Origin of the sequence: Methylomarinovum tepidoasis, from assembly GCF_030294985.1 — a bacterium.
GTDB classification, from domain to species: Bacteria; Pseudomonadota; Gammaproteobacteria; order Methylococcales; family Methylothermaceae; genus Methylohalobius; species Methylohalobius tepidoasis.
On record NZ_AP024718.1, the window covers coordinates 1 to 24,237 of the forward strand.

The 24,237-nt window shown below is 64.0% G+C and carries 18 protein-coding genes and 2 tRNA genes; 8 read left to right on the forward strand and 12 right to left on the reverse strand.

Annotation, left to right across the window (positions count from 1 at the left end):
• Window positions 1-100 precede the first annotated feature (100 nt).
• Both dnaA and dnaN read left to right on the forward strand, forming a co-directional pair.
• A complete protein-coding gene (gene dnaA, locus MIN45_RS00005) occupies window positions 101-1,432 on the forward strand; it encodes a chromosomal replication initiator protein DnaA (protein ID WP_286292577.1) in 1,332 nt (443 codons plus the stop codon).
• Window positions 1,433-1,439: 7 nt separating this feature from the next.
• Window positions 1,440-2,537 carry a DNA polymerase III subunit beta gene (dnaN, locus tag MIN45_RS00010; protein WP_286292578.1) on the forward strand — a complete coding sequence of 366 codons (1,098 nt, stop codon included), beginning with the start codon at window positions 1,440-1,442 and terminating at the stop codon, window positions 2,535-2,537.
• Window positions 2,538-2,622: 85 nt separating this feature from the next.
• Here the strand turns inward: dnaN and MIN45_RS00015 are convergent.
• From MIN45_RS00015 to MIN45_RS00030, 4 genes are all read right to left on the reverse strand, one after another.
• Window positions 2,623-2,699 (reverse strand) — tRNA-Glu (locus MIN45_RS00015).
• A gap of 19 nt (window positions 2,700-2,718) precedes the next feature.
• Window positions 2,719-2,794, reverse strand: a tRNA-Ala gene (locus MIN45_RS00020).
• Window positions 2,795-2,835: 41 nt separating this feature from the next.
• A complete protein-coding gene (gene gltX, locus MIN45_RS00025; protein WP_286292579.1) occupies window positions 2,836-4,254 on the reverse strand; it encodes a glutamate--tRNA ligase in 1,419 nt (472 codons plus the stop codon).
• 426 nt (window positions 4,255-4,680) lie between these two features.
• Window positions 4,681-5,559 carry a hotdog family protein gene (locus MIN45_RS00030; RefSeq protein WP_286292580.1) on the reverse strand — a complete coding sequence of 293 codons (879 nt, stop codon included), beginning with the start codon at window positions 5,557-5,559 and terminating at the stop codon, window positions 4,681-4,683.
• Between the two features lie 73 nt (window positions 5,560-5,632).
• On the opposite strand from MIN45_RS00030, the gene MIN45_RS00035 reads away from it, so the two are divergent.
• Complete coding sequence (locus MIN45_RS00035) at window positions 5,633-6,655, forward strand: ribose-phosphate diphosphokinase (RefSeq protein ID WP_286292581.1); 1,023 nt, start codon at window positions 5,633-5,635, stop codon at window positions 6,653-6,655.
• A 36-nt stretch (window positions 6,656-6,691) separates the two neighbouring features.
• On the opposite strand, the gene MIN45_RS00040 is transcribed toward MIN45_RS00035, so the two are convergent.
• From MIN45_RS00040 to MIN45_RS00070, 7 genes are all read right to left on the reverse strand, one after another.
• Complete coding sequence (locus MIN45_RS00040) at window positions 6,692-7,729, reverse strand: hypothetical protein (RefSeq protein ID WP_286292582.1); 1,038 nt, start codon at window positions 7,727-7,729, stop codon at window positions 6,692-6,694.
• The gene (locus MIN45_RS00045) at window positions 7,698-8,144 is read right to left on the reverse strand and encodes a bis(5'-nucleosyl)-tetraphosphatase (RefSeq protein ID WP_286292583.1); all 447 of its coding nucleotides are present in this window, start codon (window positions 8,142-8,144) and stop codon (window positions 7,698-7,700) included. Before MIN45_RS00045 ends, MIN45_RS00040 begins: the two co-directional genes overlap by 32 nt.
• 106 nt (window positions 8,145-8,250) lie before the next feature.
• Window positions 8,251-9,885 (reverse strand): DEAD/DEAH box helicase, encoded by a 1,635-nt coding sequence (locus tag MIN45_RS00050; RefSeq protein ID WP_286292584.1) that lies wholly within the window; start codon window positions 9,883-9,885, stop codon window positions 8,251-8,253.
• 241 nt (window positions 9,886-10,126) lie between these two features.
• Window positions 10,127-10,255, reverse strand: a complete 129-nt coding sequence (locus MIN45_RS00055; protein WP_337250376.1) for a sigma factor-like helix-turn-helix DNA-binding protein — start codon at window positions 10,253-10,255, stop codon at window positions 10,127-10,129.
• A gap of 38 nt (window positions 10,256-10,293) precedes the next feature.
• Window positions 10,294-11,628 (reverse strand): IS4 family transposase, encoded by a 1,335-nt coding sequence (locus MIN45_RS00060; protein ID WP_337250361.1) that lies wholly within the window; start codon window positions 11,626-11,628, stop codon window positions 10,294-10,296.
• 52 nt (window positions 11,629-11,680) lie between these two features.
• Window positions 11,681-12,475 carry an RNA polymerase sigma factor RpoS gene (rpoS, locus tag MIN45_RS00065; protein WP_286294178.1) on the reverse strand — a complete coding sequence of 265 codons (795 nt, stop codon included), beginning with the start codon at window positions 12,473-12,475 and terminating at the stop codon, window positions 11,681-11,683.
• 60 nt (window positions 12,476-12,535) lie between these two features.
• The gene (locus MIN45_RS00070; RefSeq protein ID WP_286292585.1) at window positions 12,536-13,192 is read right to left on the reverse strand and encodes a peptidoglycan DD-metalloendopeptidase family protein; all 657 of its coding nucleotides are present in this window, start codon (window positions 13,190-13,192) and stop codon (window positions 12,536-12,538) included.
• A 164-nt stretch (window positions 13,193-13,356) separates the two neighbouring features.
• Here MIN45_RS00070 and gltB point away from each other — a divergent pair, with 164 nt between their 5' ends.
• Window positions 13,357-17,991, forward strand: a complete 4,635-nt coding sequence (gene gltB / locus MIN45_RS00075) for a glutamate synthase large subunit (protein ID WP_286292586.1) — start codon at window positions 13,357-13,359, stop codon at window positions 17,989-17,991.
• A 69-nt stretch (window positions 17,992-18,060) separates the two neighbouring features.
• Window positions 18,061-19,500, forward strand: a complete 1,440-nt coding sequence (locus tag MIN45_RS00080) for a glutamate synthase subunit beta (RefSeq protein ID WP_286292587.1) — start codon at window positions 18,061-18,063, stop codon at window positions 19,498-19,500.
• Window positions 19,501-19,536: 36 nt separating this feature from the next.
• On the opposite strand, the gene MIN45_RS00085 is transcribed toward MIN45_RS00080, so the two are convergent.
• Entirely contained in the window at window positions 19,537-20,145 is a 609-nt protein-coding gene (locus MIN45_RS00085; RefSeq protein WP_286292588.1) for a TetR/AcrR family transcriptional regulator, read from the reverse strand.
• A gap of 92 nt (window positions 20,146-20,237) precedes the next feature.
• On the opposite strand from MIN45_RS00085, the gene MIN45_RS00090 reads away from it, so the two are divergent.
• The 3 genes from MIN45_RS00090 to glgP all read left to right on the forward strand — a co-directional run bounded on the left by MIN45_RS00090 (window position 20,238) and on the right by glgP (window position 24,234).
• Window positions 20,238-21,335 carry a YfiM family lipoprotein gene (locus MIN45_RS00090; RefSeq protein WP_286292589.1) on the forward strand — a complete coding sequence of 366 codons (1,098 nt, stop codon included), beginning with the start codon at window positions 20,238-20,240 and terminating at the stop codon, window positions 21,333-21,335.
• Between the two features lie 154 nt (window positions 21,336-21,489).
• Entirely contained in the window at window positions 21,490-21,663 is a 174-nt protein-coding gene (locus MIN45_RS00095; protein WP_286292590.1) for a hypothetical protein, read from the forward strand.
• A gap of 45 nt (window positions 21,664-21,708) precedes the next feature.
• Window positions 21,709-24,234, forward strand: a complete 2,526-nt coding sequence (gene glgP / locus MIN45_RS00100; RefSeq protein WP_286292591.1) for an alpha-glucan family phosphorylase — start codon at window positions 21,709-21,711, stop codon at window positions 24,232-24,234.
• The last annotated feature ends 3 nt before the right edge of the window (window positions 24,235-24,237 follow it).

A 24,237-nucleotide genomic window follows, 5' to 3' on the forward strand; every position in this document is an offset into this window, starting at 1 on the left:
GCGATTCCGGTATAGTATTTTGCCCGGCGCTGTGGCAAGCTCGATTTTTGCCCTCCGGGATCGGCATTTTCTCGACCCACCCGCATCAGGCCCGAACCTTATGAGCGATCTCTGGAATCAGTGCATTCAAAAACTCGAACACGAAATCCCGCCCCAGGATTTCAACACCTGGATCCGTCCCCTGCAGGCAGTGGAAAACGGCGGTGAACTGCATCTGCTCGCCCCCAACCAGTTCGTGCGCGACTGGGTACGCGATCACTTCATCGACCACATCGAGCAGGCTCTGCCCAGAAACGGCAACGGTGCCCCGCGTCTGATCCTGGAAGTCGGCACCCGCCAGGAAGCCGAGGCCGAGGCTGCCCCCGCCCGCCCCGACTTCGGCACCACCGGGGCCAAGCGCAAGAAACCGGCCACCAGCAATCTGAATCCTGCCTTCACCTTCGACACCTTCGTGGAAGGCAAATCCAACCAGTTCGCCAAGGCCGCCGCCATGCAGGTGGCCGAGAACGTGGGCCAGGCCTATAACCCCCTGTTCATTTACGGTGGCGTCGGCCTGGGCAAAACCCATCTGATGCACGCCATCGGCAATCTGATCGTGGCCCGCAACGCCAAGGCCAACGTGGTCTATCTGCACTCGGAACGCTTCGTTTCCGACATGGTCACCGCACTCCAGCACAACGCCATCAACGCCTTCAAGGAATACTACCGCAGCGTGGACGCCCTGCTGGTGGACGATATCCAGTTCTTCGCCGGCAAGGAACGCTCTCAGGAAGAATTCTTCCACACCTTCAACACCCTGCTGGAGAACAAGCACCAGGTGGTGCTGACCTGCGACCGCTACCCCAAGGAGATCGAGGGCTTGGAGGAGCGGCTCAAGTCCCGCTTCGGCTGGGGCCTGCCGGTGGCCATCGAGCCGCCGGACCTGGAAACCCGGGTGGCGATCCTGATGAAGAAAGCCCAGCAGTGGGGGGTCGAGCTGCCGGAGGAGGTCGCTTTCTTCATCGGCAAACGCATCCGTTCCAACGTCCGTGAGTTGGAAGGCGCCCTACGACGGGTCACCGCCCGCGCTCAGTTCACCGGCGAGCCGATCACCCTGGCCTTCGCCAAAGAGGCGTTGCGCGATCTGATTGCGGTCCAGGACAAACTCATCAACGTGGAAAACATTCAGAAGACGGTGGCGGAATACTACAAGATCCGGGTTTCGGATCTGCTCTCCAACAAGCGCACCCGCTCGATCACCCGCCCGCGACAGATTGCCATGGCCCTGGCCAAGGAACTGACCAACCACAGCCTGCCGGAGATCGGCGAATACTTCGGCGGCCGCGATCACACCACCGTGCTGCACGCCTGCCGTAAGGTGGAGGAATTGAAGGAAACCGACAGCAAGATCGCCGAGGACTACGCCACCCTGCTCCATCTGCTCACCAACTGAGGAAGCCATGCGTTTTTCCACCGTCCGCGAGCCCCTGCTCGAAGCCCTGCAGAAAGTCGCCGGCGTCATCGAGCGCCGCTCCACCCTGCCGATTCTGGCCAACGTCCTGCTGCGGGTCGAAGACGGCCGCCTGACCCTGGTGGGCACCGATCTGGAGGTCGAACTGATCACCGCCATCGCGGTGGAGGGCGAAGACGGCGAAACTACGGTCCCAGCCCGCAAGCTTCTCGACATCTGCCGCCTGCTGCCCACCGGCACCCCGGTCCAGTGCCGCCTCAGGGACGGCAGAAATCTGGAGGTGAAGGCCGGCCGCAGCCGTTTTGCGCTTGCCACCCTCGGCAGCGAGAACTTCCCCGAATTCCGCCTCCAGGGAGAGGAAACCCGTACCGAGATCAACAGCGAAACCCTGCAGCGGCTACTGGCCAAGACGACCTACGCCATGGCGCTGCAGGACGTGCGCTACTACCTCAACGGCCTACTGCTGGAGCTGGACGGGGATTCGGTGCGCGCCGTCGCTTCCGACGGCCACCGCTTGGCCTTCAGCGAAGCACGTCTGGAAACGCCCGTCGAAGGCGTGCGGCAGCCGATCCTGCCGCGCAAGGGGGTGCAGGAACTGGCACGACTGCTGGAGGGGGACGACACCATCGTCATTCGCCTGACGCCCAACGCCATCCGCCTCGAACTGCCGGAGGCGATCTTCTCCGCCAAGCTCATCGACGGCCGTTATCCCGACTACCGGCGGGTGTTCCCGAGCGAAGTCAGCCGTGTGCTCACCGCCGACCGACAAACCCTGAAGGAGGCCATCTCCCGGGTGTCGATCCTGTCCAACGAACAGTACCGCGGCATCCGCCTCGACGTCGAACCGGGTCGCCTGAGCCTGTCGGCCCACAACCCGGACCAGGAGGAGGCCGAGGAGGAACTGGAGGTGCACTACGAGGGCAAGCCTTTCAGCGTCGGTTTCAACGCCGCCTACCTGACCGATGCGGTGACCCATCTGGATGCCGATTCCATCCGCCTGTCCTTCGCCGAGCCCAACTTCAGCTGTCTGGCGGAAGACCCGGAAGACCCCAGCACCCGCTTCATCATCATGCCGATGCGGCTATAACGGATTCATAACGGAAGTTTCAGGATGGGCCGGCAGTGACGGTACCCCTGGACGCAAAAAAGCCCGCTTAGCGCGGGCTTTGAATTGGCGTCCCCAACGGGATTCGAACCCGTGTCGCAGCCTTGAAAGGGCTGTGTCCTAGGCCAGCTAGACGATGGGGACAAATTTTCAAGTCTTTTGTTGGTGGAGCCAGCCGGGATCGAACCGGCGACCTCTACAATGCCATTGTAGCGCTCTCCCAGCTGAGCTATGGCCCCTCACAAGAGATAATCATTATATGTCGGTTTTCTCCGCTTGTCTAGCCCTGTTGTGAACTTTTTTCCTCGATCCAGGCGATCGCCTGTTCGATCCGCGCCAGGGACTTCTCCCGCCCCAGAAGATGCAGGGTGACATCGATGGGCGGTGAAATCGCACAGCCTGCCAGGGCGACCCGCAGCGGCTGGGCGACCTTGCCCAGTTTCAGCCCCAGGGTCTCGGCGGTGTCCAGCACGACCTGATGTAACGGTTCGGGCGCCCATTCCGACAGGGCCTGGAAACGCTGGTACAGCGCTTTCAGCACCTCGATAGCTTCGGGCTTGAGGTGCTTCCTGGCCGCCTTTTCGTCATAGGTGTCGAAATCGCGGTAGAAGAAGGCGCTGGCCTCGGCCATTTCCTTGAGGGTCTTGCAGCGTTCGCGCTGGGCCAGCACCACGTCCACCGGATCGGGCCCGCCCTCGGCCGGGTCGATGCCCAGATGGCCCAGGTGCCAGCGCAGGTGATGGGCCACGTGCAGCGGGTCGGAATGCATGATGTAGTGGTGGTTGAGCCACAACAGCTTGGACGGGTTGAAGGTGGAGGCGGATTTGTTGACGTCCCGGATGTCGAACAGCTCGATCATCTCGTCGACGGAAAAGATCTCCTGGTCGCCGTGGGCCCATCCCAGCCGCACCAGATAGTTGAGCAGGGCTTCGGGCAGATAGCCCTGGTCACGGTATTCCAACACGCTCACCGCCCCGTGGCGCTTGGACAGGCGCGCGCCGTCCTCCCCCAGAATCATCGGCACGTGGGCGTAGCGGGGCGGCTCCGCCCCCAGGGCGCGCATGATGTTGATCTGGCGCGGGGTGTTGTTGAGATGGTCGTCGCCGCGGATCACGTGGGTGATGCCCATGTCGAGATCGTCCACCACCACGGTGAGATTGTAGGTGGGGGTACCGTCGGAACGGGCGATGATGAGATCGTCGAGCTCGGCGTTCCGGAACACCACCCGGCCGCGGACCAGGTCGTCGATGACCACTTCTCCCTCCCTGGGGGTCTTGAAGCGGATCACCGGCTGCACCCCCTCGCGCGGTTCGGTGCGTTCACGGCAGCGGCCGTCGTAGCGCGGCTTTTCCTTGCGCGCCATCTGCTCGGCCCGCATCGCCTCCAGCTCCTCCTTGGTGCAGTAGCAGTAGTAGGCGTGGCCCGATTCGAGCAACTGCCGGATCACCTCGCGATAACGGTCGAAACGCTCGGTCTGATAATAGGGGCCCTCGTCGTAGTCCAGCCCCAGCCAGGCCATCCCCTCGAGAATGACGTTGACCGATTCGCGCGTGGAACGCTCGCGGTCGGTGTCCTCGATGCGGAGAATGAAATCGCCGCCGTGCTTGCGCGCATACAGCCAGTTGAACAGCGCCGTCCGCGCCCCGCCGATGTGCAGGTAACCGGTAGGGCTGGGGGCAAAACGGGTGCGTACGCTCATCTGTTTCCCGCGCTTTCCTCCCCCGCCTGAAGGCAGGGGAGGAAAGCGCGGCCTCCGTACAAGTTGTTACACACGAAATAGGTGCCAGGCTTTCCACCCGGCCGGGCCTTGCGGCTCTGCCCTTACGGGCCTGGTAACGCACCCCTTTCAGGGTGTCTCCCTTCGGGAATGTCGCAGGCCAGCCCGCTGTCCCGGTCCGTTTCGCAGGTACCCGGCCCTTGTCTGCAACCGGGACTTCCAGAGCCTGGGACTGAGGAAGCATCCCAGGGTGGGTCTTTTGGCCTTACCTGCAACGTAGCCGGTTGGTTACGGCTTTCCCTGGTCAACCCCGGGCTTGCAGGTTCCCCCACAAGCCCCTCCCTTCAGGGAGGGGTGGTTGACCGGGTTCTCGTCCTTGGATTGAAAAGTCGGATATTTTACCAGACTTCACCTCCGCTGCAGGGCGGCGACGATCCGCGCCAGGGGCACCAGGACGATATCGGCCCGGAACAAAGGGGTATCGTCGATCAGGCCGCGGCACTGGAAATGCTGCCCGGCATCGTCCTCCCGTTCGGGCCGGACCAGGATGTGCAGGCGCGCGTTGCTGCGGAGGGTTTCGGCCACCTGCAGATCGATCTGGATCTCATGACGGGCATAGACCATCGGTTCGGCTTCGAAATCGTGGCCCCGGCACCGGGCCCGTTCCAGCAGGGCGCAAGAAACGTAGCTGACCGGAAACATGTAAGGAAAGCGGACCCGGTCTTCCAGTTCGTCGAAATAGCGCTGCGGCGGCACCTGACAACCGAGGAGGAAGTTCTTGGCGTTGGCCGTCATCATGAACTTGCGTTTGAGGAACCATCCGCCTTCGAGTTCGCTGCGGTCGGGGCGGGCGGCCAGCGCGGACGGCACATCCTCCCCGTCTTCGGCAAGCTGCCGGCAACGTCCGTGCTGGCCCAGCAGGAGCGGGTGCCTGCCATGCTTGAGCAGCACCCGGTTGCTCAGCACGCCTTTCGTCTCGTCGTAGCGGCCGGGACGGATGGTCAGCCGGCAGGACTGCCCGGGCTTGATGGCTGCGGCAAAGTTGAGTTGCCAGTGACAGACGGGCAATTGCGCCAACAGTCCGGGGTCGTCGTGTTCGCGGCGGTGGATCTCCACCTGCTCGGCCAGCCAGGTCGCGGTCTGGAACCCCAGAACGATGGGGCTGCCGAAGGGATTGTCCCGGAGCCGGTGCCATTTGCCGGGATCGTGGAAGGGATTGAAGTCGTCGGTGGCAAAACGCGCCACGTCGATGTGCAGCTGGGAAAACGGGGGCAGTTCGGCGGTCATGGCGGCCTCCTGATGAAATTCGGCGTCTTAACCTGAAAGTGTAGTGAATCCCGCCGTTGCCGATACCGGCCCGATGACCGACAATGCGCCAAACACCTTCGAGGAAACCGTCATGGACACCCTCTGCCTGTTCGCCCTTGCCGGCTCCCGCGACCTGGGCCGACGGATCGCCGCCCGCCTGGGAATCGAACCGGCCTGCCACGAGGAACGCCGCTTTGAGGACGGCGAGCACAAGCTGCGGCCGCTGCAGAGCGTCCGCGGCCGTCCGGTCGTCGTGCTGTCGTCCCTCCATTCCGACCCCGATCTCGGCGTCAACGACAAGATCATGCGGCTGGCCCTGTTCTGCGGCGCCCTGCGCGATGCCTCGGCCCGGGAAATCACCCTGCTGCTACCCTATCTGGCCTACGCCCGCAAGGACCGCCGCACCAAACCCCGGGACCCGGTGAGCCTACGCTATCTGGCCGCCATGCTGGAGGCGGTCGGTGCCGACCGGGTCGTCACCCTCGAGGTCCACAACCCGGCCGCTTTCCAGAATGCGTTCCGCATCGTCACCGAACACCTGCCGGCCGCGGCCCTGCTCGTCCCCCATGTGGCCGGACCGCTGCGGCAGGCGGCCCGTATCGTGGTGGTTTCCCCCGACACCGGCGGTTACAAGCGGGCCCAGGATTTCCGCCAACGGCTGGAACGGAGCCTGGGCCGGGAGATCGACAGCGCCTTCGTGGAGAAGCTGCGCAGCGGCGGCGAGCTGCAACACGGCCGGCTGGTGGGAGACGTGAAAGGCGCCACGGTGCTGATCGTGGACGACCTGATCGTCACCGGCCGCACCCTGATCCATGCCGCCCGCACCTGCAAACAGGCCGGCGCCGTCCAGGTGACCGCCGTGGCCGCCCACGGCCTGTTCGACGCCAGTGCCAACGCCGCCCTGGCCGATACCGCCCTCGACCGGATCGTCGTCAGCGACAGCGTCCCGCCCTGGCGGCTCGAAAATCCTGCCGTGGCCGTCAAACTGGAAACCGTCGATTCCAGTCCTTTCTTCGCCGAAGCGGTACGGCGCATCCATGCAGACGAATCGCTCAACGACTGGCTGGACGGGTGAAACCCGGCTGCTGGAGAAAGTCAAGGAACTGAACGCCTAATCCGGCAGGCGTCGGCTGTAATAGGCCGCCAGCGCCAGATAGCGCCAGGCCCGCGGCAGCCACCGCCCCTGCCCCTCCTCCCGCACCCGGGTCAGCAGCAGCCGGCCGCGCAAGGTGGCCCGATAGGCGAGATAAAACGCCAGCAGCGCAGGAGGCCAGTCGTCGCCGCTGTAGCGGCGGTAGTGCGCCAGAAACGTCAGACCGGCCTGGGCATGGCCCAGCCAGGCGCACTCCAGCGCCAGATAGGCCACCTCGTCGGCGCGGTCAAGCAGGCGGAAATCGCGGTTGAACTCCAGCCGGTCGAAAACCTGGGGCCCTCGGGTTTCGAAACAGACGTGCTCCGGGCGCAAATCCCCGTGGCCCTCGATGACACAACCGCTCCGGGCGCGCTGATCGAACAGGCTGCGGTGATTCTCCAGAAAGGCCCGCTGTCTTTCCAGCAGGCGCCGGCAATCCCAACCGCCCCACAAATTCCGCAGTCGCTGCAGCGCCCGCGCGTTGGCGTCGAGCCAGCACCGGTAATGGACCCGGCAGGCTTCCCCATCCGCCAGGACCGGGGCACACTGGCGGTGGAAAGCGGCGACCTTCGCCGCCAGCGCCGGCAGCATCCACGCCTCAAGCCGGTTCTCCTGCAACAGCCGGTCGAGCATGAGCGGCCCCGGCAAACGCCGCATCCACACCAACCAGTCCACGATTTCGCCGTCACCATCCAGGGCCAAGCGGGCGCCGGATGCGGTCAAGGGCAGGACGCCGAGATAGACCCCCGGCGCCAGCGGCCGGTTGAGACGCACTTCCTCCCGGCAGTAGTATCCGCGCGCGGCCACGGTGCTGAAATCGAGATAGGGGCGGCGCAGGGGTTTCTTGAGCTTGTAGGCGTGGCGGTCGGTCAGAAACACCCAGGCCATATGGGTTTCGACGACCTCGACCCGGGCGGGACGATCGGGATAGGCCGCGGGATCCCGCAGCAGCGCGAGCTTGGCGGCCAGGGCGGGTTCCACGGCGTCACCGGCCTGTCCGGCCGCTGACGATGGCATGGGCCCAGTCGAGCACCGCCTGTACCCGCGGCACCAGCAGTTTGCGCGCCCCTTCGTAGGGCAGCCACCGGAATTCCTGATGCTCGGGAAAGCCCAGCTCCGGACTGACCGGCAGGGTCACCTTCCCCTCCGGAGCTTCCGCCAGGTAATAACGGGCCACCTTGCCCTTGCCGTAGGGCGGGGTCTCATAATACACCTCCCCCCACCGGAAACGCAGGCCGGTCAACCCCGTTTCCTCGGCCACTTCGCGGATCGCCGCCTGCAGCGGTTCCTCCCCTGGCTCCACCATGCCCTTGGGAAAATCCCAGTAGCGGTAGGCCCGCAGCAGGAGGTAATGCGGGCAGCCGTCGATGAATCTCACCACCACCACCCCGGCCGACAGATGCCCGGCTTGCGGATGCCGATTCCGTTCCATGGAAATTATGATGGCGTTCCCGGCGGCGCTTGCCAAGCGCCCCGACGGAAAAAGGCCGGCGCTCCCTGGGAAACGCCGGCCTTTTGTCCAGGCGGGATGGCGCCGACTAGGCTTTGGAAATGTTCAGCGGACGGCCGGCGACCCACACTTTCTTCAGGGTGCGCAGCACTTCCTGCGGCATGCCGTCGGGAAGGTCCACGGTGCTGAAATCGTCGTGGATGTCGATGCGACCGATGAAGCGGCTGTCCAGGCCGACCTCGTTGGCGATCGCACCCATGATGTTGCCAGGACGGACGCCGTGGTTGCGACCTACCTCGATCCGGTAACTGGCCATTTCCACCGCATCCCTGCGACTGCGGCGCTTCAGAGTCATGCGCTCCCCGTTCGCCGGCCGGCGTTCCCGGTTCGGCCCGGCCCGCAGCGCCTTTTCGTCCAGCAGCAGCGGCTCGTCTCCCTGCAGCAGGGTCGCCAGCGCGGCGGCGATGTCGAGGGCGGGGACGTTGTGCTCCTGTTCGTATTGCTGCAGCAGTTCCCGGAAGAAACCGACATCCTGGTTGGCCAGGGTATCGCTGATGCGCTGCTGGAATTTGGCCATGCGCTGGCTGTTGATGGTTTCCGCAGTGGGAAGCTCCATGGGCTCGATCGCTTTCCGGGTCGCCCGTTCGATGGCCCGCAGCAGGCGCTTTTCCCGCGGGGTGACGAACAGGATCGCGTCCCCGCTGCGGCCGGCGCGGCCGGTGCGGCCGATGCGATGGACGTAGGACTCGGTATCGAGGGGGACATCGTAGTTGATCACGTGGGTGATGCGCTGCACGTCCAGCCCGCGAGCAGCCACGTCGGTGGCGACGATGACGTCGAGACGGCCGCTTTTGAGCTGCTCGACGGTGCGCTGGCGCTGGTTCTGGGGAATGTCCCCGTTGAGGGGGGCGACGGCGTAGCCGCGGGCGGCCAGTTTCTCTGCCAGCTCCACTGTGGCGGTCTTGGTGCGCACGAACAGGATCACGGCTTCGAAATCCTCGGCTTCGAGGATCCGGGTCAGGGCGTCGAGCTTGGCGTGGGGGCTGAGCAGGCAGTAGCGCTGGCGTACGGTGTCGGCGGTGGCGGCCTTGACCTGGATCTTGATTTCCTCCGGGTCGCGCAGGTGACGCTGGGCGATGCGCCGGATCGGCGCCGGCATGGTGGCGGAAAACAGGGCCACCTGACGCTCGGCCGGGGTCTGCTCTAGGATCCAGTCCACGTCGTCGACGAAGCCCATGCGCAGCATTTCGTCGGCCTCGTCCAGCACCAGGGTGTGGAGGGAGGACAGATCGAGGGTGCCGCGGCGCATGTGGTCCATGATCCGCCCCGGGGTGCCGACCACCACATGGACCCCGCGGCGCAGAGCACGCAGCTGGCGGCCGTATTCCTGACCGCCGTAGATCGGCAGCACGTGCAGCTCCGGCAGATTGGCGGCATAGGTCTGGAAGGCTTCGGCCACCTGCAGGGCCAGCTCACGGGTCGGCGTCAGCACCAGCACCTGCGGGCGGGGGTCGTCGATGTCGATGCGGGCCAGCAGCGGCAGGGCGAAGGCGGCGGTCTTGCCGGTGCCGGTCTGAGCCTGGGCGATGACGTCGCGGCCTTCGAGTACGTGGGGGATGGTGGCGGCCTGGATCGGCGTGGGGGATTCGTAACCGGCCTGGCGCACCGCGGAAAGGACGGCTTCAGGCAGATCGAAGGAGGCGAAAGTGGAAATCTCGGACATAACGATACCTTGAGTCTTGATGGATGGGCGGGCAGCTCGATGCACTGCGCCGCGCTGAATTCATCAAGAAGGCGCCAAGGCATCTGGAACTACGTGTGTGCTATCAACCGGCGGGGATGTCGAATAGGGACGGTCGCTGGCGGGTATTCGCTTAATATAACAGGAAGTAATAAAAAAACAAAGCCTGCCTGAGATCTCAGGCAGGCAAGGCTCACCGCAGCTGGTGAAGAAACAAGCCGGCTCAGTGAAAGATGGCGTCTGCCGAAAAGCCTTCGGTTTCCAGCATCTCGCGCAGCTTCTTCACTGCCTCCATCTGGATCTGACGCACCCGCTCGCGGGTCACCTGCAATTCCCGGGCGACCTGCTCCAGGGCACCCTATTACCCACATCTCCTGCAACTCATAGAAATCAATGTCTTATCCGTTTTTTCTGCGGGAACTTGATCTCGGCCGTCTGGATGGCAGTCACGGCCTCCACGTAGGCGCTCAGTTTGGTCATGCCCTGCCACAAGGCTTTGGGGCCGGGCGGGGGATCGTTCTTGCGTCCCAGCCAGCCGCCAAAGCCAGCTACGAGACGGACGATCGTGCCCAAATCCGGCGGCTTCGAGGGTGGTGGGGTGCGATGGTGGATGGCCCAGGCGGTCTGCCATTCTTCGACAGAAAACACCACTTCACAACACCACTCGGGATGTTCCCGCCCGAGCGTCATCAGCATCAGGATGCGCCAGGCGACGATCAGATACAGCACCAGGGCCCGTTCCAGGCGTTCCCGGGTGCGAAGTTGCAAGGCTTCGATGCGGCAGCCGCTTTTGAGAATACGGAAGTAGACTTCGATCCACCAGCGTTTGCGGTACCATTCGATGCGCGCTCTGGCCTGTTCCAGGGTGGTGATTGGCTCATTGGTGATCAGACACCATTCGACCGCTTCCCGTCCTTCGGGGGGCGCCTCTTCCCAGGCCAGGATGACGGTGACTTTTGGACCTGGGCCGTTTCGGGTTTTCAGTTCGAGCCGGGCGACTCGGAGCGTCTGTGTGACCTGCCGGGCCGGGCGGTTGCCGCTGGCCGGAAGGTCGAAGGCGATCGTCCCCAGCACCGGCTGGGCTTCGACCGCGGCCCGCAGTTTGCCATCCAGGGGGTCGTTGAGCTTGCGGTCGTGTCGTACCCGGATCAGGTAATCGGCGGCAAAGCCCAGTTGTTCGGCCCGGTCGATCAGGGCCCGAAGGTCGCCTTCCCGGTCGGCGACATACACCAGCCGGGTCTCAGGCGCCAGGGCGGCCAGCTCGGCCACCCGCTCATAGCCTTCCACCCAACGCAGGCTCTCGGCCAGGTCCGGCTCCCCCTTGGGAAGACGCGCCCAGTGCCAGCAGTCGGTCACCCCCAGGGCCACCCCCGCCTCACTGATCACCAACGTCGGATGCAGGTACAACCCCTGGCGTTTCTCATAGTTCAACCGTCCCAACCCAGCCATTGACGGCCGCCCGGAATAATCCAGCTCGGTGGTATCCTGCAGGCACAGCACCCGCGACTGCTGCCGGATCCGTTCCAGGGTGGGCACGCTGTGGGCCCGCAACACCTCCCGAAAATCCAGCCTGGGATTGTCCAGCAACCGGTAGGCTGCCTTGGTCTCCGCCCAACCGCCCCCGCAAACGCTGGGAATGCTCGCCATCGGGTCGCTTGCCATCGCTTCTATCACCTGACACAGCCGCCGGTTCAGGCGGGCATCGCCCAGCGCCAGGTAAAAAATTCTTGTTCAGCCCAGCTCATGTCAACGCTTATCCAGAAAAATCAACATCTTACTACAGGGGTGGGAGATGTGGGTAATAGGGTGGCTCCAGGGTGGAAATTTCGTAGCCCCCCAGACCGTAACGGCGCAGCAGCACCTCCCGATGCTTCTCCGGCAACTGACGCAGCCAACGATACATATGCTGACGCAGGCTGTTTTCCTGCACCTCGGTCTCGGGACCGTCGTCGGCTTCGTCAGTGAGGATGTCCAACAACGGTTTGTCGGACTCCTTTCCATAGGGAACGTCGACGGAACTGGTGCGTTCGTTGAGCTTGAGCATCCGTTCCACCTCCTCGACCGGCTTGTCCAAGTAGGCGGCGACATCTTCGGCCGTGGGATCGCGGTCGAGATCTTGGGACAGCTGCCGCATGGCCTTGAGATAGACGTTCATCTCCTTGACGATGTGGATCGGCAGGCGGATGGTACGGGTTTGATTCATCAGCGCCCGCTCGATGGTCTGGCGGATCCACCAGGTGGCATAGGTGGAGAAGCGGAAGCCACGCTCGGGATCGAATTTCTCCACCGCCCGGATCAGGCCAAGGTTGCCTTCCTCGATCAGGTCGAGCAGCGGTAGGCCGCGGTTGAGGTAACGGCGGGCGATCTTGACCACCAGGCGCAGATTGCTTTCGATCATCACCTGACGCGCTGCCTCGTCCCCCTGGCGGGCCAGACGGCCGTAGTGTCTTTCCTCGTCCGCACTCAGCAACTTAGATCGGCTCAATTCCTTGAGATAGATCTGGGTGGCGTCGAACTGACTGCCTCGGGAAGCCGCCCCTGCTTCTTCGCCCCAACCCGGCGCAGTGTCCATCATTTCCCCCACGTCGATGCCCGTCATCTGTGCCATCCCCGTCTCCTCCCGTAAAAGCGGTTAACGTCTCGGTAACATTCGCAACGGGTCGACCGGATTCCCGTTCCTGCGAATTTCAAAATGCAGCACGGCACGCCCGTCGCTTCCCCGGCCTACCTCGCCGATCACTTGGCCGGCCTTGACCCATTGTCCTTCCCTGACGCGGAGGCGGCGATTGTTTCCGTAGGCCGATAAGTAGGTTTCCCCGTGCTTGACGATCACCAGCTTGCCGTATCCGACCAAACCGCTGCCGCTGTAAACCACTTTCCCGGGTGCGGCCGCTCTGACCGGAGTTCCCGGTGGCGCAGCGATGTCGATTCCTTTCCTGCCGGTAGCGGCGAAGTTTCTGACGATCACTCCCTTTAACGGCCAGCGCCAGCGATGCTTTAGCGTTTTTTTGGATTTTTTCCGGGAAACCTTCGGATCCCGCCTGGCGCGGGCCTTGACGGCTTTTTTGCGGGGGACGAGACGCAGGATCTGGCCTGGATAAATGGTGTAAGGCGGCGAGATGCCGTTCCAACGGGCCAGATCGTGATAGTCACGGCCGCTGCGGCGGGCGATGGAATATAAAGTGTCACCGGGATGAACCCGGTAGAACTGACCGTGGATGGGCGGCGCCGGCGGGCGCACCGGCCGGGCGCCGCCACAGGCGCTCAATACCGTCAACGCCACACCCATGACCAAGGCGCCAGCCCAGTACCGCCCGCTCCCCCCGATCTTGCAAAACCTGGCCAACTTTCCTATTCTTTAGAGCTTTTCTGTGGATTGACGGGCCGAAACCGCTGTCCCGGCAGCCTTGAACGCAACCGCCCGATACCGCCTTAATCCAGACGAGGTCGAACATGAATCATAGCGGATTACCACGCCAACAGGGTTTGTACGATCCCCGCAACGAACACGACGCCTGCGGCGTCGGTTTCGTCGCTCACATCAAGGGACGCAAAAGCCACGAAATTGTCGAACAAGGTCTGGAAATCGTCACCAACCTGACCCACCGCGGTGCGGTCGGGGCCGATCCCAAAGGCGGTGACGGCGCCGGGATTCTGCTGCAGATTCCCGACCGCTTCCTGCGCGAGGAGTGCGCCGCCTTGAATATCGGGCTGCCGGCGGAAGGCGACTACGGCGCCGGCATGGTGTTTCTGCCGCGCAAGCCGGAAAACCGCCAGCGCTGCGAAAAGCTGCTGGAAGACGCTATCACCGCCGAAGGCCAGACCGTCCTCGGCTGGCGCGATGTGCCCACCGACAATCGCACCATCGGCGATTCGGTCAAGGCGGTCGAGCCGGTGGTGCGCCAGGTGTTCGTCGGCCGCGGCACCAACTGCCCGGACCAGGACGCCTTCGAACGCAAGCTGTTCGTCATCCGCAAGCAGGTGGAAAACCGCATCCGTGCAGAGAAGCTCGACGATCCGGCCGCCTTCTACGTTCCCTCGCTGTCGTCGCGCACCATCGTCTACAAAGGCATGTTGATGTCCACCCAGGTGGGCGAGTTCTATCCCGAGCTCCACGACGAACGCATGGTATCGGCCCTGGCGCTGGTGCACCAGCGCTTCTCCACCAACACCTTCCCCTCCTGGGATCTGGCCCAGCCGTTCCGCATGATCGCCCACAACGGCGAGATCAACACCCTCCGCGGCAACATCAACTGGATGGCCGCCCGCCGCCACGCCATGAAGTCCGACATCCTCGGCGAGGATCTGGACAAACTGTGGCCGCTCATCGCCGAAGGCCAGTCCGACTCGGCCTGCTTCGACAACGCCCTGGAACTGCTGGTGACCGGCGGCTACTCCCTGGCCCACGCCATGATGCTGTTGATCCCCGAAGCCTGGGCCGGCAATCCGCTGATGGACGAGAAACGCCGTGCCTTCTACGAATACCATGCCGCCCTCATGGAACCGTGGGACGGCCCTGCGGCCATCGCCTTCACCGACGGTCGCCAGATCGGTGCCACCCTGGATCGCAACGGCCTGCGCCCGGCCCGTTATCTCATCACCGAGGACGACCTGGTGGTAATGGCTTCGGAAATGGGGGTGCTGAAGGTACCGGAAGAGAAGATCATCAAGAAATGGCGCCTGCAACCGGGCAAGATGCTCCTCATCGACCTGGAGCAGGGCCGCATCATCGACGACGCCGAGCTCAAGGCCGAGCTGGCCGCCCGACACCCCTACCAGGAATGGCTCGACAAGACCCAGATCAAACTGGAAAAGCTGGCGCCGGAAGTGGCGCCGATGCCGCCGGCGGAAAAAACCCTGCTCGACCGCATGCAAGCCTTCGGCTATACCCAGGAGGACATCAAGTTCTTCCTCCAGCCGATGGCCGTCGGCGGCCAGGATCCGGTGGGCTCCATGGGAAACGACGCGGCGCTGGCGGTGCTCTCCAACCGTTCGCGCCTGCTCTACGACTATTTCAAGCAGGCCTTCGCCCAGGTCACCAATCCGGCCATCGACCCGATCCGTGAGGAACTGGTGATGTCGCTGGTGAGCATGATCGGCCCCCGTCCCAACCTGCTGGGGCTGGACGAAGGCGGCAAGCACATGCGTCTGGAAGCCGCCCAGCCGATCCTCACCAATGCCGATCTGGAAAAGATCCGTTACATCGAGCCGCGTACCCACGGCGCCTTCCGAACCGCCACGCTGAGCACCTGCTACCCGGTGGCGGAAGGGGTCTCCGGCATGGAGAAGGCCCTCGAACGCCTGTGCCAGGCAGCCGAACAGGCGGTGCTGGACGGCAACAACATCCTGATCCTGTCGGACCGCGACACCGACGCCGCCCACGTGGCGATTCCGGCGCTGCTGGCCACCTCCGCGGTCCACCATCACCTGATCGAAAAGGGGCTCAGGACCGAAACCGGCCTGGTGGTGGAAACCGCCGAGGCCCGCGAGGTGCATCATTTCTGCGTCCTGGCCGGTTACGGGGCCGAGGCCATCAACCCCTATCTGGCCCTCGACAGCGTCGCCTACCTGCGCCACCGCCTGCCCGAGCCCATCAGCGAGGAGGAGGCCATCAGCCGTTACATCAAGGCGGTGGACAAGGGCATCCTCAAGGTGATGTCGAAGATGGGCATCTCCACCTACCAGTCCTATTGCGGCGCCCAGATCTTCAACAGCGTCGGACTCAACCAGGACTTCCTCGACCGCTACTTCGCCGGCACCGTCAGCACCACCGAAGGGGCCGGCCTGGCGGAGATCGCCACCGAAGCTCTGCAGCGCCACAAGCGCGCCTTCGGCGATCCGCTGGAGCTGCGCGACTCCCTCGACGTCGGCGGCGAGCTGGCCTACCGCATTCGCGGCGAAGCCCACGCCTGGACCGCCGATTCCATCGCCAAGCTGCAGCACGCCACCCGTTCCGGCGATCCCAAGACCTATGCCGAATACGCCCGCCTCATCAACGAACAGAACGAAAAGCTGTTCACCCTGCGCGGGCTGATGCGGTTCAAGTTCGACCGCGACCCGGTGCCGCTGGAGGAGGTGGAGCCGGCCAGCGAGATCGTCAAACGCTTCGCCACCGGGGCGATGTCGTTCGGCTCGATCTCCTGGGAGGCCCACACCACCCTGGCTATCGCCATGAACCGCATCGGCGGTAAGTCCAACACCGGTGAGGGCGGTGAACTGCCGGAACGCTTCAAGCCCCTGCCCAACGGCGATTCCATGCGTTCGGCGATCAAGCAGGTGGCATCCGGCCGCTTCGGCGTCACCACCGAATACCTGGTCAACGCCGACGACATCCAGATCAAGATCGCCCAAGGCGCCAAGCCCGGCGAGGGCGGCCAGCTGCCGGGCCACAAGGTGGACAAGATCATCGCCCAAGTGCGCCATTCGACCCCGGGGGTGGGGCTGATCTCGCCGCCGCCGCACCACGACATCTACTCCATCGAGGACCTCAAGCAGCTGATCTACGACCTCAAATGCGTCAATCCCGAGGCCCGTATCAGCGTCAAGCTGGTGTCGGAGGTGGGCGTCGGCACCGTCGCCGCCGGGGTCGCCAAGGCCCACGCCGACCACGTCACCATTTCCGGCTACGACGGCGGCACCGGCGCCTCGCCCCTGACCTCGATCAAGCATGCCGGCCTGCCGTGGGAGATCGGCCTGGCCGAAACCCATCAGACCCTGGTGCTCAACAAGCTGCGCGGCCGCATCTGCGTCCAGGTGGACGGCGGATTGCGCACCGGCCGTGACGTGGTCATCGGCGCCCTGCTCGGAGCCGACGAGTTCGGCTTCGCCACTGCGCCGCTGATCGTGGAGGGCTGCATCATGATGCGCAAGTGCCATCTCAACACCTGTCCGGTGGGGGTGGCGACCCAAGATCCAGTGCTGCGCAAGAAATTTACGGGCAAACCGGAATACGTGGTCAACTACTTCTTCTTTGTCGCCGAGGAAGTGCGCCAATTGATGGCCCAGCTGGGCTATCGCACCCTGGATGAGATGATCGGCCAGTCCGACCGCCTCGACATGCAGGAAGCCATCGACCACTGGAAGGCCAAGGGGCTCGACTTCTCCAAGATCCTCGCCAAACCCCAGGCCGAGCCCGGGGTGGCCGTCTACAACTGCGAGGTCCAGCCCCACGAGATCGACAAGGCCCTCGACAACCGCCTCATCGAGCTGGCCAGACCGGCGCTGGAGGAAAAGAAGCCGGTGCAGATCGAGCTGCCGGTGCGCAACATCGACCGCTCCGTGGGAGCCATGCTCTCGGGTGAGGTGGCCAAACGCTACGGTCACGAGGGACTGGCGGACGACACCATTCACATCAAGCTCAAGGGCACCGCAGGACAAAGCTTCGGCGCCTGGCTCGCCAAGGGTGTGACCCTGGAACTGGACGGCGAGGGCAACGACTACGTCGGCAAGGGGCTGTCCGGGGGACGCATCATCATCTATCCGCCCAAGGAGACCCCGATCGTCGCCGAAGAGAACATCATCGTCGGCAACACCGTGCTGTACGGCGCCATCAGCGGTGAATGCTACTTCCGCGGCATCGCCGGCGAGCGCTTCTGTGTGCGCAATTCCGGCGCCATCGCCGTGGTGGAAGGCGTCGGCGATCACGGCTGCGAATACATGACCGGCGGCATCGTGGTGGTGCTCGGTGAAACCGGCCGCAACTTCGCCGCCGGGATGTCCGGCGGCATCGCCTACGTCCTCGACGAGCGCGGCGACTTCGAAAAGCGCTGCAACATGGCCATGGTCGAGCTGGAACCGGTGCTCGAGGAAGACCTGGCCATCGAAGAACTGGAACACCAGGGCGGTGATCTGGAGACCCACGGCTGGGTCAAGGTCGCCCACGACATGACCCGCTACGACGAACAGCGCCTTCACGCCCTGATCCGTACCCACCTGCACTACACCGACAGCCAGCGGGCGCGGCAGATCCTGGAGAACTGGAGCGATTACCGCCACAAGTTCGTCAAGGTGATGCCGATCGACTATCGCCGGGCGCTGGAGCAGCTGCAGAAGGAAAAGGAACAGGCCGAAATGCGTCTGACCGCCTGACAGATTTTCGGCCCCGCCCGCACGGGGCCGGCCCCCATTCATCCGCATTCGATTTGAAGAGGTAGTTTCATGGGCAAACCGACCGGTTTCCTGGAAATCCCGCGCCGCGACCGCACCTATCAGCCGGTCGCCGACCGTATCCAGCATTTCCGCGAGTTCGTCATTCCCCTACCGCCGCCGGAAGTGGCCGAGCAGGGCGCCCGCTGCATGGATTGCGGCATCCCTTACTGCCACAACGGCTGCCCGGTCAACAACCTGATCCCGGACTGGAACGATCTGGTCTACCGCGACAAGTGGCAGGAAGCGATCCGCGAACTCCACCGCACCAACAACTTCCCGGAATTCACCGGCCGAATCTGCCCCGCGCCCTGCGAGGCCGCCTGCACCCTGAACCTGGACGACAGCCCGGTCACCATCAAGACCATCGAATGCGCCATCGTCGACCGCGCCTGGGAGGAAGGCTGGATCAAGCCGGAAATTCCCGAGGCCCGCACCGGCAAACGGGTCGCCGTCATCGGTTCCGGCCCTGCCGGCCTGGCCTGCGCCCAGCAGCTGGCCCGTGCCGGTCATGCGGTGGTGGTGTTCGAGAAGAACGACCGTATCGGCGGCCTGCTGCGCTACGGGATTCCTGACTTCAAACTGAGCAAGCATCTCATCGACCGCCGCATGGCGCAGATGCGCGCCGAAGGGGTGACTTTCCGCCCCAACACCCACGTGGGCGTGGATATTTCCGGCAGGGAACTGCTCGATCAGTTCGACGCCGTGGTTCTCGCCGGCGGTTCGGAAAAACCCCGCGACCTGCCGGTACCTGGGCGGGAACTGCAGGGCATCCACTTCGCCATGGACTTCTTGCGCCAGCAGAACAAACGCAACGCCGGCGATTTCATTCCCCCGGAAGAAGAAATCCTCGCCACCGGCAAGAAGGTCGTGGTCATCGGCGGCGGTGACACCGGCTCCGACTGTATCGGCACCTCCATCCGCCAGGGAGCGATGTCGGTGGTGCAGCTGGAAATCCTGCCCCAACCGCCGGAAAAGGAAAACAAGCTGCTGACCTGGCCCTACTGGCCCAACAAACTGCGCACCTCCACTTCCCAGGAGGAAGGCTGCGAGCGTCTGTTCGCGGTCAGCACCCAGCGCTTCGAGGGAAAAGACGGCCGGGTCAGCAAGCTCCACCTGGTGAAGGTGGACTGGTCCCAGGACGAAAACGGCCGCTGGCAGATGAAGGAAATTCCCGGCAGCGAGTTCACCCTCGACGCCGATCTGGTGCTGCTGGCGATGGGTTTCGTCCATCCGGTTCACGAAGGGCTGCTCCAGGAGCTGGGGGTGGAACTGGACCCCCGCGGCAACGTCAAGGCCGACACCCGCCAGTACCGCACCTCCCTGGACAAAGTGTTCGCCGCAGGCGACATGCGCCGAGGCCAGTCGCTGGTGGTGTGGGCCATCCGCGAAGGCCGCCAGTGCGCCCGCGCGGTGGACGAGTACCTGATGGGTTACTCGGAGCTTCCCTGAAGCTGCAACGAAAGCAGCATGCGGATAGGGAGCCGATCAGGCTCCCTTTTCGTTTGCCGGCGCCAATGCCCGCCAGATGGCGGTCCAGGTGTCCAGCAGGTAGAATGCCAGCGGTTTCTCCAGCACGCCTTCCAGCCGCAGCAGTGCCATCCGCGCGACCGTGCCGTAAAACACCGCTGTGGCCACCTGGGGATTCATCCGTCGCAGCTCTCCCGCCCTAATTCCCTCTTCCATGATCCGATCCAGCAACCTGAACGGGGGCGACTGGCTCAGGGGCGGGCGCTGGGAAAGGATTTCCTGATGGCGGACCATGACGATGAAACGCACGATCTCGGGCTCGTTTTCGGTCAGCTCGAAGAACAGTTCGAGGATGGCGCGCAGACGTTCGAACGCGTTGTTCAGGCGCCGGATCTCCTTGAAGGATTCCTCCAGGCTGCGGACCACTTCCGTGTAGAGGGCATCTGCGATGGCCTCCTTGTTCTTGAAATAATGGTAGATGGTGCCGGTGCTGACGTCGGCCAGCTGGCGAATGTCGGCGATCGAGGTGTTGAAGTAGCCCTTTTCGGTGAACAACTTGAGGGCGGCCTTGAGGATTTCCTCCTTGGGGTCTTTTTTCTCCAAAGGATGCACAGGCGTGGTTACCATCTTGTTATTATGACTTCCAACAGAAATTGGCCATTTTACGCCCTTTGCCGCCATGAATCAGCATCCGATTGAATGTTCGATCTAATCGACCGGTGAACGCGTTGATCAAGTGGCTCGCCGCCTGCCTCACCCTGCCCCCACTCGTCGTCTTCGGGGGCGCCTGGTTTCTGCTCGAGGAAGAACCGCTGGTCCCGGTTTCGGCGCTCAGGAGCGATGCCCGCCGCGACCCCTATCGACACCGGCTCGATGTCGCTGTGGGCGAATGGTCCCAGCGCACCGGCCTTCCCGTGGCTGCAAGAATCGACGGCCTGCCACCCTTCTGGCATCTCGTCGCCACGCTCAAAACCCCCTTGCCCCGGCCCTATCTCAATCTTGACCTGCGCCTGGAGCGGCAGCGGTCCCGACTTCACGTCACAGAGGCCCGAGTGGGAGGACTGTCCTTACCGGCCGCGCTGGTGGAAGCCCTCCTGCCGCTGGGGGAAACCCCGGCATCCGCGCCTCCACCCGCAAGCAGCAATCCCCTCTCCCTGATGGCCGCCGATACCCACCTGCTGCAAAAATACTACGACCGGCTGTGGCACTGGGACCGGCATTGGCAAAAACACGGCGCATCGCTCCTGACACCCTTGCAACTGTTGTTCGCCCATGCACGCCGATACACCACGACGGCGACTGCCGCCGCCGAACACCGAGCCCTGTTGCAGATTCTCGCCGTCTATACCAACCAATACGATCCGGCCCGCCTGTTCGCCCTCAAACCCCGGGGGAAACTGCATTATCCCCGCCTGGCGTTGCAGGGACGTCACGATCTGGCACAGCATTTCGTCACCTCCGCCGCCGTCAGCGCCAGCGGCGGCGCCGGACTGGCCCGTTATCTGGGCCTCTACAAGGAACTGACCGATTTCGACACCGGCAGCGGCTTCAGCTTCAGCGACCTCGCCGCCGATATGGCGGGCACCCGTTTCGGCCGACTCGCCGTCACCAACCCCGGCTATCTCCAGCGCCAACTGCTCCGTCTCGATAGCGAACGGGGCCTGTTGCCCAGCCTGAAGGGACTTCCCGATCACCTCAGCCGGACCGACTTTCAACGCCGCTTCGGCCATACCGGAAGCCCCGCCTACCGCCACTTGCTGGCGACTATCGAACGCCGTATCGGCGCCCTGCCGCTTTACCGCCGCGCCCCGCCTTGAAACTTCGCAGGGGCTTTACAGTGCGTCTTTTTTGCTTCGGATCAAAAGATAAAGAATTTTTCCATATAAAGATCTTTCATTCGAAACTTTCCACCCCTATCCTGTCTAACGCTGAAATTCAGCATCCATTCAGCTGAAACAGGAGGGGCGGACAATGGGCACGGCAACCGTGGTTTCTCATCCTGCACGCAAGACATCGACCACCCGCAACGATACCGGGACAGCGCATCCCCCGGAATGCTTCCAAAGCGATCAGCGCTATTTCTGCAGAGCCAAATGCCCCTGGAGCCGACGCTGCAAGAAACTGATCGCCGAGTGGCTGCGCTGACGATCTGCTACCATTAAGGGCGTTCCCCTCATCTGGAGCGCCCTCATGTCCGACGCCGTCTATCCGCCTGCCTGTTTCCCCCATCTGCCCGAAGCCTTACGCGAACTCATCCCCCTGGCGCTGGATCTGCGCTGGTCCTGGAGTCACGTCAGCGATGTGCTGTGGGAAACCCTGGATCCGGAAGCCTGGCGCCTGACCGGCAATCCCTGGTTGATCCTGCAGAGCGTTTCCCCGGCCAAGCTGGAAGCCCTGGCCCAAGATCCCGATTTCTGCCGGCGACTGGAAGAAATCGCCGCCGAGCGCCGGCGTTATCTGGAACGGCCCACGTGGTTTCAGGAAGCCGGCGGGCAAACGCCTCTACAGCACATCGCTTATTTCTGCATGGAATACGGCCTCACCGAAGCGCTGCCGCTCTACTCCGGTGGGCTCGGCATCCTGGCCGGGGATTACTTGAAAAGCTGCAGCGACCTGGGGCTGCCGGTGATCGGCATCGGCCTGCTGTATCAGGAGGGCTACTTCCGCCAGATCCTCGACGAGGAGGGCAACCAAGTCGCCGTCTATCCCAACAACAACCCCTGGGAACTGCCGGTCACGCCGGTCCGCACCGATGACGGCCAAATCCTGCGGATGCACTATCAATTCAACGGCTTCAACCTGTGGGTGCGGGTGTGGCAGGCCCAGATCGGCCGCACCCGCCTCTATCTGCTCGATCTCAACGATCCCGCCAATCCTCCCTCGGACCGCTGCATCACCGACCGCCTCTACGGCGGCGGCACCGAACAGCGGCTGCAGCAGGAAATCCTCCTCGGCATCGTCGGCTGGCAGTTGCTGGAACGGCTGGGGCTGACGGCGACGCTCTGCCACCTCAACGAAGGCCATGCCGCCTTTGCGGTCCTGGAGCGGGCCCGCAGTTACATGCGCCGCCACCGGGTGGACTTCGAGCTGGCCCTGACCGTCACCCGCGCCGGCAATCTGTTCACCACCCACACGCCGGTGGCCGCCGGGTTCGACCGTTTCCCCCCGGCGCTGATCCGCCGTTATTTCAGTCATTACTGTGACACGCTGGGCATCCCGGTGGCGCAGCTGCTGGCCCTCGGCAGAAGCGATCCCGGCGACGACAGCGAACCGTTCAACATGGCCTGGCTCGCCATTCGCGGCAGCGGAGCGGTCAACGGCGTCAGCCGCCTGCACGGGGAGGTCAGCCGCCGTATCTTCTCTCCCCTGTTTCCCCGTTGGCCGGTGGTGGAAGTGCCGGTGGGCCATGTCACCAACGGGGTGCACACCCCGTCGTGGGATTCGCCTGAATCCGATCGCCTCTGGACCGACACCTGCGGCGAGGAACGCTGGATCTGCGATCCCTGTCACACCAGCGAACTGATCCGCAAAGTGGATGGGGGGCGCCTGTGGGAGTGCCGCACCCGCAACCGCCGCCGGTTAGTGCAGTTCATCCGTGATCTCAGAGCCCAGCGGCCGGCCTCCTTCAACTATCTTCCAGCCGACACCCCCCTGCTCGATCCCAACATCCTCACCCTGGGCTTCGCCCGCCGCTTCACCGGCTACAAACGCCCCAACCTCCTGCTCACCGATCCGGCCCGGCTGCTGCGCCTGTTCACCCATCCCCACCATCCCGTGCAGCTGGTGCTGGCGGGCAAGGCCCATCCGCAGGACTGGGAAGGCCAGGCGATGCTGCGGGACTGGATTCAGTTCATCCGCAGTCACCCGGAAATCGCCGGCCGGATCGTGTTCCTGCCCGATTACGACATGCAGCTGGCAGAACAGATCGTCGAAGGCGTGGACGCCTGGATCAACACCCCCAGGCGCCCGTGGGAGGCGTGCGGCACTTCCGGGATGAAGGTGCTGGTCAATGGCGGTCTCAACATTTCCGAACTGGACGGCTGGTGGGCGGAAGCCTACGACCCGGCGGTCGGCTGGGCCATCGGCGACGGCCGGGAACACGACAGCGATCCTGCTTGGGACCGCTTCGAAGCCGAGCAGCTGTATCAGATCCTCGAAACCGAAGTCGCCCCCGCCTTCTACCACCGCGATCCCCACGGTATTCCCACCCGCTGGCTGGCAAAGATGCGCGAAAGCATGGCGCGCCTGACACCGCACTTCTCCGCCAACCGCATGGTGCGCCAATACACCGAACAATACTATCTACCCCTGGCCCAGGATTATGTCCGGCGCCACCGCGACGACCAAGCCGTCGCCCGCGACCTGCTCGCCTGGCGGCACCGGCTGGAAAGCCAGTGGCACACCCTCCACTTCGGCGAGCTGGAAGTCAGCCGGGAGGGGGACGTCTACCGCTTCCAGGTCCAGGTCTATCTAGGCACCCTGGCGCCGGAAGCGGTACAGGTGGAAATCTATGCCGATCCCCAGGCGGCAGGCGAGCCCCCCTGGCGTTTTCCCATGACGCCGGCGCATCCGCTGCTGGGATCGGTGGGCGGCTTCCTGTACCGGGGAGAAGCACCGGCCCTGCGGCCCCAGGAACACTACACCGTGCGCATCGTCCCCCGCCACACCGAGGCGAAAATCCCCCTGGAGGTCATGCCGATCCTGTGGCAGCGCTGACCG